The sequence below is a fragment of the Streptomyces sp. CA-210063 genome (assembly GCF_024612015.1).
GTDB lineage: Bacteria > Actinomycetota > Actinomycetes > Streptomycetales > Streptomycetaceae > Streptomyces.
In genome coordinates this window covers 3928833-3942134 of sequence record NZ_CP102512.1, presented here as the reverse complement: position 1 = coordinate 3942134, position 13302 = coordinate 3928833, and the positions used below count along the sequence as shown (strand labels likewise).

Here is a 13302-nt window from a genome sequence, read left to right as displayed (position 1 = left end):
CCAGGCCTGTCACACGGCACCGGAGGGTTCCGATCCGGTGCGGCATGATGGGGCGTATGGGGACCGAGGGGGAGAACGTCCGTGTCATAGCGGGTCGTTACCGGCTGGAGGCCAGGATCGGCCGCGGCGGTATGGGGATCGTGTGGCGCGCCACCGATGAACTCCTCGGTCGGCGGGTGGCGGTCAAGGAGCTGGCCCTCGACGAATCGCTCCCGGAGGAGCGGTCCCGGCAGCGGCGTGAGCGCACCCTGCGGGAGGCGCGGGCGGTCGCCCGGCTCGGTCATCCGCACATCATCGTCGTGCACGACGTCGTCGAGCAGGACGAACGTCCGTACATCGTCATGGAGTTGATCGACGGCGGCTCGCTCGCGGAGCGGATCGCGGCCGAGGGGCCGGTCGATGCGCGGGAGGCCGCGCGGATCGGGATCGCTCTGCTGGGCGCGCTGCGGCGGGCGCACGACGCCGGGGTGCTGCACCGCGATCTCAAGCCCGCGAACGTCCTGATGGAGGCCGGCACCGACCGGATCGTCCTCACCGACTTCGGCATCGCCCAGGTCGCCGGCGCGACCACGCTCACCGAGAGCGGGTCCTTCGTCGGCTCGCCCGAGTACACCGCGCCCGAACGGATGTCCGGGGTCCGCACCGGGCCGGAGTCCGACCTGTGGTCGCTGGGCGCGCTGCTGTGCGCCGTGCTGAGCGGGGAATCGCCGTTCCGGCGGGACTCGTTGGGTGGGATCCTGCACGCGGTCGTCTTCGACGAGATCCGGCCGCCCGCGCAGGCCGAGCCGCTGCTCCCCGTCGTACGCGGGCTCCTCGAGCGCGACCCGGACCGACGGCTCGACGCGGCGGAGGCGGAGCGGCTGCTGCGGGCCTTCCGGGAGACGGGGCGTACGCCGAGGGCGACGAAGCCCCCGAGGACGTCGACCGGTTACACACCGACCCGGCGGGACCTGCCGCATCTGCACCGCGCCGCGCCGCGCTCGCACCGGGAGGTGCCGTACCCGGCCGCACCCCGCGCCGACCACGACGGACCGGAGGCCGGGCAGGAGGGGCAGCAGCCCGCACCCGGCCCGGCGGCCGCCCTGCGGGAGCAGCCCGCGCGGCAACGGCAGCCGCAGTCCACGCGGAGCGTGCTGGTCGCGGCCGCGCTGGTGGCGGCGATGGCCGGGGCGGGCGTCTCGGCGGCGGCACTGCTGATGCGGGACGGCGCCGACGGGGGCGGCACGCCGAGCAGTTCGGCACCGCATACGCCGGGCACGGCAAGCACGACCGGGGACTCGGGCGACCCGGGCACACCCAGCGCCCCGGACGACTCCGGCTCCTCCGGGACCACGTCCGGTACGTCGGCGAACGCCACGCCCACCGTCACGCGTTCGCGGGCGGCCACCGCGCCGACCGTGCCCTCGGGGTACCGGCTCGCCTCGGACGAGCGCGGCTTCAGCCTCGCCGTGCCGGAGGACTTCACACGGGAGCCGCAGGGGGAGCGGGTCTTCTACATGTCACCGGGGCAGGAGATCCGGATCGGCATCAAGTTCGACGACCCGGCGGAGGGCGGGCCGGCCGGGGTGATGCGGCGCGCCCACGAGAAGGGGCCCTCCACGAACCCGGGTTACCGCGACGGCCGGGTCTCCGAGATCACGCACGACGGGCGGCCCGCCGCGTTCTGGGAGTTCACCTGGGACGGCTTCAGCGCGGCGGAGGGGCCCCGGCACACGTACGACCTGTGCTGGGAGCAGGACGGGCGGCTGTACGACGTGTGGGTGTCGGCGCCGGTCGGGAAGGTGAGCGAGGCGAAGGAGTACTTCGACGTGGCAGTGGACACCTTCGTACGTAACTAAAGCGGAGATAAGTGGCGTTCCGCGTCACGGGTCTGTGACCGGAAAGCGACGGGGGTGGATGTCCGAGCGCTTGTCGCGATACAGATGAACGCATGAGCAGCAACGGGGGCGCCCCTTACGGATCCGGCTACGGACCGGATGAGCCGACGAGTTTCGGACTGCAACCTCCGCAGCCGGGTGGGCCGTACCCGGGGAATCCGTACGCGCAGCCGACGCAAGTGGTCGCGCAACCGGCGGCGCCGTCGCCGCAGCCCCCGCAGGATCCCGGTGCCGGGCGGCTCATCGCGGGCCGTTACCGGCTGCTGGCCAAGCTCGGGCATGGCGGTATGGGCACGGTATGGCGGGCCAAGGACGAGACGGTGGATCGTGAGGTCGCCGTCAAGGAGCCCCGCATACCGGACCATCTTCCCGAACGTGAACGGGCCAACGCCTTCGAGCGGATGCGCCGTGAGGCCCGTGCGGCAGCCAGACTCGATCATCCGTCGGTCGTGAACGTGCACGATGTGGCGGTCGTGGACGGCCAGCCGTGGATCGTGATGGAGCTGGTACGGGGGCGTTCGCTGGGCGACGCGCTCCAGGAGGGCACCCTCGGGGTGCGTGACGCGGCGAGAATCGGACTCGATGTGCTCGGCGCGCTGGAGGCCGCGCACGCCGCCGGCATCCTGCACCGTGACGTCAAGCCGGACAACGTCCTCCTCGGCAGCCACGACAGGGTCGTCCTCACCGACTTCGGCATCGCCCAGATCGAGGGCGAGACCAATCTGACGGACACCGGCGGTTTCGTCGGCTCGCCCGAGTACATCGCCCCCGAGCGCGTGCTGGGCCAGCGGCCCGGCCCCGCCTCGGACCTCTGGTCCCTCGGCGTCGTCCTCTATGCCGCCACGGAGGGCGTGTCGCCCTTCCGCCGCAGCAACACGCCCGCGACCCTGCAGTCCGTGCTCAACGCCACGCCCGCGGCGCCCGCCTCCGCCACGGGCCCGCTGGCCGAGGCCATCAACGGCCTGTTGCAGAAGGACCCCGCGCGCCGCCCGACCGCCGCCCGCGTCCGCGAACTGCTGGAGACGGCCGCGAACCCGCCGGCCCCCGTCCCCACCCAGGTCGTCCACCAGGTCGCCGGGCCCCCGGCCGAGACCGGCAAGGGCATCCGTGTCGGTGCCAAGACGTTCGCCGGGCTCGGCGCGGTGGTCGTCGCGGCGGCCGTGACGGCGTACCTGGTGATCGCCGACCCCTTCGCGGGGCCCCTGCCGGAGGGCTGGAAGGAACGGGACCTCGGCACGAAGGTCGCCGCGAGCATCGGCGTGCCCCGGGACTTCGTCAAGGACGAGTTCGAGCCGGACGACACCGACGGGACGTTCGCGCAGTACAGCGACCCGAGCGGGCTGGTCCGGATCAACGTCGACCGGGACATCAAGAAGGACGACAAGGAGAACGAGATACCGGGCGTCGCGCTGGACAAGGCGTACGCCGACTGGGAACTGGTCAAGGACGGCGAGTACACCCTGGACATCGCCGACGACCCCGGGCCCGAGGGGCGGCCGCAGGAGGCGAAGTTCCAGGACCGCGAGGCCGCCGAGAACACCATCGTCTACACGACCACGGACACCCAGGCCCCGCGTCTGCGTGAGGCACGGCTGCTGTACTACCGGGCGAGCAACGGCGACATGTACCGGGTCTGGATCGACTATCCGGGCAAGGGGCACTTCACCGAGCAGGGGCGCGAGATCGCGCGTACGGCCATCGCGAACCTGAAGATCGACGTGATGTAGGCCGGTCTCAGAGGGGCGCGTCTCAGGGGCGCGTCTCAGGAGCAGTCATGGTGATCGCCGGGTACTTGGCGGTGTCCTTGCCGTCCACGACGTCGTCGAAGAGCCGTCCGAGGCGGAGGGGTTCGGCGTCGGGGGAGGGGTGCGGGAAGAGGACCCAGACCAGTCCATCGGTCTCAGTGGTGTCAGTACGTCCTCTCGGCGATCCAGGCCATGACCCGATCGGCCACCTCCGGCTCGTCCAACAGTGCTCCGCCGTGCGAGGAACCGGGCACCGTCTCCACCGTTATCCCATTGGCGGGCATGTTGTGGTCGGTCTCCTCGGCCGCTTCGAGGTCGAGCGAGTGCTGGACGGGCACGAGGTCGCCCGCGGAGTGGAGCAGATACATGGGGGCGTCGTCGCCGCCGGAGGCACGGCTCTTGGCGGACATGTCGTTCCAGGTGTCCCGGCAGCCCGGGTGCGCGGAGGTGTCGGTGTCCGCCGCGTCCGGGGAACAGCGCGCCAGGATGACGGCGTTGTCGCGGAGTTTGCGCTGCCTGTCGGTCGCGGTGGCGGCGTTGCCGTCCTGCCAGGCGCGGTAGGGGGAGTTCACGGGCGACAGCGCCACCACGCCGTCGACGCGGTAGGCGCCGGAGCGGTAGGTCGCGACGGTGGTGGCTATCTGGCCGCCGGAGGAGGAGCCCAGGAGCACCAGCCGGTTGGTGTCGAGGTCGAAGTCGGCGGCGTGGTCGCGTATCCAGTCCAGCGCGGACAGCGCGTCGGTTCGCTGGGCCGGCCAGGGAGCGTCGACATTCAGCCGGTAGTCGACGTCGAAGACGGCGTACCCGGCGTCCGCGAAGGTGCGCGACCAGGTGGCCCAGCCGGTGTCCTCGTGCCAGTGGCCGCCGTGCAGGATGACGATCCCCGGCTGTCCCCTGTCCCGCTCCTCACCTGCGGCGTTCCAGTAGGCGTCGAGGGTCTGCCGGGTGTGGGAGCCGTAGGAGTACGTGGTCTCGTGACGGTCGGCCGCCTCGCTGTCGCGCGAGTCGGTGACGAGGAGGGCCGCGACGATCGCGGCGCAGAGAATGAGACAACCCCAGAGCCGACGCACGGCTACCTGCCCTTCGAGTGACGTGACGGCAGGCGACGTCGTCCCCGGGCACGGGATCCGACCGAGACGTCCACAGCGTGGGGAGCGCTCACAAGGCCTGCTTGCGTGAGCAACCGGACTATAGGCGGCCCGCTCGAACGACCGTAAACCGGGTCCCCGGAGTTGGTCTGCAATTTCCGGCTCGGACACCTTGGTGGGGTCGTGGATGACTTGTGCGAACGTCGCCATCAGCCGGGCGACGCCCCCCGGGAGTCCGGCTCCCCGATGACCATCGCTTTGTCCGGCCCCCTGGACCTAACATGCCGTGTCAAGTGCATGATCGGCGCGAAGGGCGAGCGAGCGTGGGCATCGAACACCTGGACGTGCGGGCTCACGCCAGACAGCGCTGGGCGGCCAGGGCCGCACTCGGCTGTGCGGCACTCGCCATACTGCTGCCGCTCGGCTTCGCACGCGAGGCGAGCCTCCTGCTCGTCGCCGGGGTCGTCCTGGGCGTCGGCCTCACCGTCGCCTCGCTGTGGTGGGTGCTGACCCGCCGGGGCGCCGCCCGGATCGCGGCGGGCGCGCTGGCCGTGGCGGCGCCGGTCGGCGTCATCTGGTGGTTCGCCGCCGTCAACCTGCTCTGGGTGGTGGTCGTGTCCGCCGCCCTGTGGGGCACCGCCGTCTGGTCCGGGAAGTTCGCCCTCAGCAGCACCAAGTCCCACCAGGTGCATGTCCCGGAACACCGCGCCCCCGCCCCCACGCGCCCCTTCCTCATCATGAACCCCAGGTCCGGGGGCGGAAAGGTCGAGCGTTTCCGGCTGAAGGAGAAGGCCGAACGCCTCGGCGCCACGGTCCATCTGCTCGACCCCGCGCACCACGAGGACGTCGCCGTACTGGCCCGGGACGCCGTCCGCAGCGGCGCCGACCTGCTCGGCGTCGCCGGCGGCGACGGCACCCAGGCCCAGGTCGCCGCCATCGCGGCGGCGTACGACGTGCCCCTCCTCGTCATCTCCGCCGGCACCCGCAACCACTTCGCCATGGACCTCGGGCTCGACCGTGACAACCCCGCCGCCTGCCTCGACGCCCTCACCGACAAGGGCGTCGAACTCCATGTCGACCTCGGCTACGCGAGCGGCCACCCCTTCGTCAACAACGCCAGCTTCGGCGCGTACGCCGCCGTCGTGCAGAGCCCCGCGTACCGCGGGGACAAGGTCCGCACCACCCTGGAACTGCTGCCCGAACTGCTCACGCACCAGCGGGGCCCGCGCCTCACCGCCCGCATCGGGGACGCCGTCATCGACGCGCCCCAGGCCGTCCTCGTCAGCAACAACGTCTACCGCAGCGACGACCTCGTCGGCCTCGGCCGCCGCGAGCGGCTCGACGCCGGGGTGCTGGGCGTCGTCGGCATCCGCGTCGACAGCGCCGCCGAGGCCGCCGGACTGGTCCTCGGCCCGAACGCCCCCGGGCTCAGCCTGCTCATCGCCGACGAGATCGTCGTCGAGGCCGACCGGCCGGAGATCGAGGTCGGCGTCGACGGCGAGGCCCTCGTCCTGCCCACCCCCGTCCACTGCCGGCTCTCGCGGAAGGCCCTGCGCGTCCGCGTCCCCCGCGACCGCCCCGGCGTCCCCGAGCCCAAACCGCCCCTGGACTGGCGCCGGTTGCGCAAACTCGCCGCCGCCGTCGGCCGCACGGCCCTGCCCAAGCACCGCGAACGGTACGGGTGGGTACAGGAGTGGTGGAGCCGGAGGCGTTAGCCGGTCTGGTCTGGCCTGGCCCGGCACCCCGCCCGGGCTGGCCCGGTCTGGTCTGGCCCGGCACCCCGCTCGGCCCGGCCCGGTCTGGCCTGGTCCGGTCCCGTCTGGCCCGGATCGGCCCGACCCGATCCGGGTCCGGCCTGGTCTGGCCCAGATCCGGCCCCGATCGGCCCGGCCTGGCCCGACCCCGACCCCGACCCCGATCCGATCCAGGTCCGGCCCGATCTCAGTCCGGCCCGGCCCGGCCGCTGACGACGGCCGTTCGGCCTACTGGGCGGTACATCGACAAGCTCCGCTCCCGCACGGTAGTGATGTGGCATGAGCGACGACGGCGAACATCCGCACGACGCACCCCCGTACGGCAGTCGCTTGGTCGGCGGCCGCTACCGCCTCACCGAGCGCATCGGCTCCGGCGGCATGGGCACTGTATGGAAGGCCGTCGACGAACTCGTGGAGCGCGAAGTCGCCGTCAAACAGCCCAGGTTGCCGGGCGACCCGGGCGACCCCGTGGACCCGGCGCACCCGGACGGCGGCCCGGAGAACGAGCACCGGCAACGCGCCGCCAACCGCCTCTACCGCGAGGCGCGCGCCGCCGCCCGCGTCGACCACCCGTCCGCCGTCACCATCCACGACGTCGTCATCGAGGACGGCCACCCCTGGATCGTCATGGAGTGGGTCCGCGGCGAGTCCCTCCACGAACTGCTCCGACGCGGCGCCCTCACCCCCGCCGAGTCCGCCCGGATCGGCCTCGCCGTCGTCGGCGCGCTGCACGCCGCGCACGGCGTCGGGATCGTCCACCGCGACGTCAAACCGGCCAACGTCCTCCTCGGCCCGCACGGCCGCGTCGTCCTCACCGACTTCGGTATCGCCCACGTCCAGGGCGAGGAATCCCTCACCGTGAGCGGTGAGTTCGTCGGCTCGATCGAGTTCGTCGCCCCCGAGCGCATGTCGGACCGCACGGCGGGCCCGCCCTCCGACCTGTGGTCCCTCGGCGTCCTCCTCTACGCCGCCGTCGAGGGCTGGTCCCCCTTCCGCCGTACGACCCTGGAGTCCACCCTCGCCGCGATCCTCTCCACCGAGCCCCCGCAACCCGAACGGGCGGGCCCACTCGGGCCCCTGATCCTCCGCCTCCTCGCCAAGGACCCGGCGGCCCGCCCCGAGGCCGACGAGGTGAGGGCGGTGCTGGAGGCGGTGGCGGGTCGGCCCGCGCCCCCACCGGGCGCGCCGGCCCAGGTGACAGAGGACCAAGCGGTGGAGGTGCGGGTCGCGGAGGACCCGGCACCCGCCGAATTACCGCAGCCGCGCGACGACTCCCGGACGGTACGGCTCGGCACAGCTCATGGCACGGCCCACGCCAAAGGCCAGCCCAGCGCAGGCCACCCCAGCCCAGGCCAGCCCAGCGCAGGCCGCCCCAGCCCAGGCCACCCCAGTACAGGCCGCCCCAGCCCAGGCCACCCCAGTACAGGCCGCCCCAGCCCAGGCCGCCGTACCGGCCGGCTCATCCTGACCGCCGCCCTCACCGGCGCCCTGCTCGCCGGCGGCGGAGTCTGGCTCGGCACCTCGCTCGCCCGCGAGGACACCGAGCCGGTCTCCGACCCCGTCGCCACCGGCTCCGGCCCCGGCCCCACGGCGAGCGTCCGCTGGATCCCCCATGAGGAGAAGGCCATGGACGCCGTCCTCTCCCTCCCCGCCGTGTACGAACGGCTCCGCGCCCAGGACGGCGAGGACGACCGGCCGCGCACGGTCGCCTACGAGGGCGAGGAGGTCATCCGGGTACGGCTGACGCAGTGGGACGAGGCGCCCGCCTCGCCCATGGAACAGGCCAAGAACGCCACGGACATCGTGGCGCGCGACGTGAAGGCGACGGCGAACTACACCACCACGAGCTTCCACGACCAGGAGGCCGTCCTCGCCGACACCACCCACTACCAGGACGGCACGCCCACCCGCGTCATGGAGCTGATCGTCCGCACCGACGACCGCCGGATGTACGAACTGCGCGTGGACATGCCGAAGGGAACGGCGGACGAGAAGAAGGGCACGGCGGTGTTCAAGGGAGCGCGGGACCGGCTGAGGATCGGCGGGTACGGAAGCGGCTGAAAGCCGGACAGCCGTGGTCGACGGATCGGAACGCAAGGGTCCGAACGCAAGGGCCCGAACGCAGGGTCGGAGCGCAGTGATCGACGCCGCATTCGCGGACGCACGGTTTCCCCCGACGCGCTGATCAGCCACTTCGTTGCCAGCGATCACTGGCATGGTGTGTGCGCCAGGTGAAACCCTGTTACCGACGGGTACCCAAAGTCGTCCGGTCCGGAATACCCTGCGCGTCATGACGGACTCGCAGGCCCCCGAAAAGACCGGCACGGCACGGACGACCGGCACCAACCCCCTCGCGGCAGCCCCGCAGGGCGCCCGTACCGCCGCCGATGTGGTCACCCCCGAACTGGTCGCCCAGCTCACCAAGGGCGTGGTCGGCTCCGGCCGGACCGCCAACCACACGCCGTTCACCGGCGAGAAGCTGGCCGACCTGCCGGAGTCCACCCCCGAGGATGTGGAGAAGGCCTACGAGCTGGCCCGCGCCGCCCAGGCCGTCTGGGCCCAGGTGCCCGTGCGCCGGCGCGCCGCCGTACTCCTCCGCTTCCACGACCTGATCCTCGAACGTCAGGCCGAGGTGCTCGACCTCATCCAGCTGGAGACCGGCAAGGCCCGTCTGCACGCCCACGAGGAGGTCCAGGCCGTCGCGGTCGCCGCCCGTCACTACGGCCGCAAGGCCCCCTTCTATCTGAAGCCGAAGCGGCACGCAGGCGCCGTACCGACCCTCACGAAGGTCACCGAACTCCGCCACCCGCGCGGTGTGATCGGCCAGATCGCCCCCTGGAACTACCCGCTCGAGCTCTCCGTCGGCGACGCCATCCCCGCCTTCGTCGCGGGCAACGCGGTCGTGATGAAGCCGGACACGGAGACCTGCCTGACCGCGCTCTGGGCCCGCGACCTGCTCATCGAGGCCGGGCTGCCCGCCGAGGTCTTCCAGGTCGTCCTCGGCGAGGGCCCGGTCATCGGCCCCGAGGTCGTCAAGCGCGCCGACTACGTCTCCTTCACCGGCTCCACCCGTACCGGCCGCGAGGTCGCCCAGGGCGCCGCCGCCCGCCTGGTCGGCGTCTCCCTCGAACTCGGCGGCAAGAACGCGATGCTGGTCCTGGAGGACGCCGACATAGAGAAGGCGGCGGCGGGCGCCGTCCGTGCCTGTTTCTCCTCCGCCGGCCAACTCTGCATCTCCATCGAGCGGCTGTACGTCCACGAGTCCATCGCCGACGCCTTCCTGGAGCGCTTCGCCGCCCGCACCAAGGCCATGCGCCTCGGCAAGTCCCTCGCGTACGGCGCCGAGATGGGCTCCCTCGTGGGCGACCGCCAACTGGAGACCGTCACCCGCCACGTCGACGAGGCCGTGGAGAAGGGCGCGAAGGTCGTCGCGGGCGGCGTGGCCCGCCCCGACATCGGCCCCTACTTCTACGAGCCCACGATCCTCGACGGCGTCACGGAACCCATGTCCGTGTGCACGGAGGAGACCTTCGGCCCCGTCGTCTCCATCTACCGCTTCAAGGACGAGGACGCCGCCGTCGCGGAGGCCAACTCCACCGCGTACGGCCTCAACGCCTCCGTCTGGACCAAGGACGGCCGCCGCGGCCGCGAGGTCGCCTCCCGCGTGCGCGCCGGCACCGTCAACGTCAACGAGGGCTACGCCTCCGCCTACGGCAGCGTCCAGTCCCCCATGGGCGGCATGAAGGACTCCGGCCTCGGCCGCCGCCACGGCTCCGAGGGCATCCTCAAGTACACGGAGGCCCAGACGGTCGCCCACCAGCGCCTGCTGCCGATGGCCCCGTCCCTCGGCATGGACGACGAGAAGTACGCGCAGTTCATGAGCCGCAGCCTGAGGGTGATGAAGGCACTCCGGCTCAGGTAGGCGCCCCGTGAGGGGCGCGGGGCCGTATCGATATGCGGCTCCGCCGCGTGAGCGCGAGCAACCACATACGGCCCGCAGACGAGGACCGTTCTCAACGAGGAGAAACGTGTCGTACGACTATGACGTGATCGTCGTAGGTTCCGGCTTCGGCGGCAGCGTGACCGCCCTGCGCCTGACCGAGAAGGGTTACACGGTAGGCGTCCTGGAGGCGGGCCGTCGCTTCACCCGGGAATCCCTCCCCAAGAACTCCTGGGACCTCAAGAACTACCTCTGGGCCCCCGCCCTCGGCATGTACGGCATCCAGCGCATCCACCTGCTGGGCAACGTCATGGTGCTGGCGGGCGCCGGAGTGGGCGGCGGCTCCCTCAACTACGCCAACACCCTCTACGTACCGCCGAAACCGTTCTTCGAAGACCCGCAGTGGAAGGACATCACCGACTGGCAGGAGGAGTTGAAGCCGTACTACGACCAGGCCCGCCGCATGCTCGGCGTACGGCTCAACCCGACGATGACCCCGTCGGACATCCATCTGAAGGCCGCCGCGGAGCGGATGGGCGTCGGCGACAGCTTCCACCTCGCCCCGGTCGGCGTCTTCTTCGGCGACGGCGAGGACGCCGACGGCAAGGCGAAGGCCGCCCCCGGCGACCAGGTGGCGGACCCCTACTTCGGCGGCGCGGGCCCGGCCCGCAACGCCTGCACCGAGTGCGGCGAGTGCATGACCGGCTGCCGCCACGGCGCGAAGAACACCCTCAACGAGAACTACCTCCACCTCGCCGAGAAGGCGGGCGCGGTCGTCCACCCGATGACCACGGTCGTCGCCGTCACCGAGGACTCGCAGGGCGGCTACGCCGTCACGACCCTCCCGACGGACGAGCGCCGCAAGGGTGCGTCCCGTGTGCTGAAGGCCCGCCGGGTCGTTCTCGCGGCCGGCACCTACGGCACCCAGACCCTGCTGCACCGGATGAAGGCGGGCGGCCAACTCCCGCACATCTCGGACCGGTTGGGCATGCTGACCCGCACCAACTCCGAGGCCCTGGTCGGCGCCCAGACGGACAACCGCCGCTACCGCAAGGCCCACGGCGTCCCCGAGGTCGACTTCACCCGGGGCGTGGCGATCACCTCCTCCATCCACCCCGACGAGAACACCCATATCGAGCCGGTCCGCTACGGCAAGGGCTCCAACGCGATGGGCGGCCTGTCGATCCTCCAGGTCCCGTACGCGGGCGGCACCGCGTCGGGCGCCTCCCGCGTCCTCGGATGGCTGGCGTACGCGGCCAAGCACCCGCTGCTGGTGGCCCGTTCCCTCTCCAACCGCCGCTGGTCGGAGCGGACCATCATCGGCCTGGTGATGCAGTCGCTGGACAACTCCCTCAGCACCCATCTGAAGCCCAAGGGCCTGGGCAAGGGCCTGTTGACGGCGCGGCAGGGCCACGGCGCCCCCAACCCCAAGCAGATCGAGGCCGCTTCGACGGCCGCCACCACGATCGCCGCCGAGATCAACGGCTTCGCCGGCAGCAATGTGGGCGAACTGATGGGCACCCCGCTCACCGCGCACTTCCTCGGCGGCTGCCCCATCGGCGCCACCGCGGACGACGGCGTCATCGACCCGTACCACCGCCTCTACGGCCACCCCGGGATCTCGGTCGTCGACGGCGCCGCCGTCTCCGCGAACCTGGGCGTGAACCCGTCCCTCACGATCACCGCCCAGGCCGAGCGCGCGATGTCGTACTGGCCCAACAACGGCGAGCCCGACCACCGCCCGGCCCCCGGCGCGACCTACGAACGCCTCCGTCCGGTGGAGCCCCTGCACCCGGCGGTCCCGGCGGACGCCTTCGGCGCGCTGCGGCTGCCGCTGGTACCGGTGCCGACGGTGCCGCCAAAGAAGTAAGCGGCGGAAGCAGCGGACGGAATGTGCGGACGGAAGTAGCGGAACGGAAGCAGCGGAGAAGGACCCGCACCCCCCTCCGAGCGCGGGTCCTTCTCTCGTGTGCCAGGTGTGACCGGCGAGTGGTGTGAAGGGTTGCCCCTGCAATCACACTTTTTTCATGTGACCTGAGTCACAGATGAATGCGGTTGCTGCTCGATGTCACGTACATGATCTGATGGGGCCGGTGAGGCCTCTGTGAGGCATGTGACGAAAGTGGCGAAGGTGGGGGACATGAACTCGAAGATGTCGCGGGCGGCGGTGGCCGTCTCGGTGGTGGCCACGCTGGGGTTCACCGCGGCGTGCGGTGGGGGCGGCGACGAGGACAAGGGCGCGGAGACGAAGCCGTCGGCCGGCGCCACGGCCGCCGGGGACGAGAAGGACTCGGCGGGGCAGGCGGCGCTGACCGAGGCCCAGCTGAAGGAGGCCGCCCTCGCGAAGGGGGACGTCAAGGGCTACAAGATCGCCGACATGCCCGCGGACGAGATGCCCGCCGAGACCGTTCCGGCGGAGCCGGCCGCCTGCCAGCCCATCGCGAACATGTTCTACTTCACCTCGGACCCGAAGGCGAAGGCCCGCGTCGGACGCACCGCCACCCCGGAGGACGCGCTCTCCGCCAGCGTCACCTCCCTCGCCCTCGCCGCACACGAGCAGAGCGACGCCGAGAAGGTGATCGCCGACCTGCGCGAGGCGACGGAGAAGTGCACCAAGTACGAGGACGTCGGCAACAAGTACTCCGGCGTCGAGGCCCTCCCCGCCCCCGAACAGGGCGACGAGGCCGTCTCGTACAAGATGAAGGGCGACATCGAGGGGGCCGAGATACCGATGTCCTTCACGGTGGTGCGCAGCGGTTCGACGCTCATCGGGTTCTACTCGATGAACATGCTCGACGCGGACAAGGCACAGGTGCCGACCGAGCTGCTGGAGGCACAGGTCGCGAAGCTGGAGAAGGCCGCCGGCTGAGCGACCCGACGGAAGGTCGCCGGCTGAGC

The 13302-nt window shown here is 71.7% G+C and carries 8 protein-coding genes; 7 read left to right on the top strand and 1 reads right to left on the bottom strand.

All coding sequences use genetic code 11. The features are described from left to right. The first annotated feature begins 56 nt into the window (after window positions 1–56). Window positions 57–1838 (top strand): serine/threonine-protein kinase, encoded by a 1782-nt coding sequence (locus tag JIX56_RS16835; RefSeq protein ID WP_257541574.1) that lies wholly within the window; start codon window positions 57–59, stop codon window positions 1836–1838. Between the two features lie 92 nt (window positions 1839–1930). Then, window positions 1931–3604, top strand: coding sequence for a serine/threonine-protein kinase (locus JIX56_RS16830; protein ID WP_257541572.1), 1674 nt, complete (start codon window positions 1931–1933; stop codon window positions 3602–3604). 182 nt (window positions 3605–3786) lie between these two features. On the opposite strand, the gene JIX56_RS16825 is transcribed toward JIX56_RS16830, so the two are convergent. Continuing rightward, on the bottom strand, window positions 3787–4692 hold the full coding sequence (locus tag JIX56_RS16825; RefSeq protein WP_257541570.1) for an alpha/beta hydrolase: 906 nt from the start codon (window positions 4690–4692) through the stop codon (window positions 3787–3789). A gap of 341 nt (window positions 4693–5033) precedes the next feature. On the opposite strand from JIX56_RS16825, the gene JIX56_RS16820 reads away from it, so the two are divergent. The 5 genes from JIX56_RS16820 (at window position 5034) to JIX56_RS16800 (ending at window position 13273) form a co-directional block, all read left to right on the top strand. Then, on the top strand, window positions 5034–6425 hold the full coding sequence (locus tag JIX56_RS16820; protein WP_257541568.1) for a diacylglycerol/lipid kinase family protein: 1392 nt from the start codon (window positions 5034–5036) through the stop codon (window positions 6423–6425). A 318-nt stretch (window positions 6426–6743) separates the two neighbouring features. Next, the gene (locus JIX56_RS16815; protein WP_257541566.1) at window positions 6744–8525 is read left to right on the top strand and encodes a serine/threonine-protein kinase; all 1782 of its coding nucleotides are present in this window, start codon (window positions 6744–6746) and stop codon (window positions 8523–8525) included. Window positions 8526–8754: 229 nt separating this feature from the next. After that, entirely contained in the window at window positions 8755–10386 is a 1632-nt protein-coding gene (locus JIX56_RS16810) for a succinic semialdehyde dehydrogenase (protein WP_257541564.1), read from the top strand. A 106-nt stretch (window positions 10387–10492) separates the two neighbouring features. Continuing rightward, complete coding sequence (locus JIX56_RS16805; RefSeq protein ID WP_257541562.1) at window positions 10493–12274, top strand: GMC family oxidoreductase N-terminal domain-containing protein; 1782 nt, start codon at window positions 10493–10495, stop codon at window positions 12272–12274. 270 nt (window positions 12275–12544) lie between these two features. Then, window positions 12545–13273 (top strand): hypothetical protein, encoded by a 729-nt coding sequence (locus tag JIX56_RS16800; RefSeq protein ID WP_257541560.1) that lies wholly within the window; start codon window positions 12545–12547, stop codon window positions 13271–13273. Window positions 13274–13302: the final 29 nt, after the last annotated feature.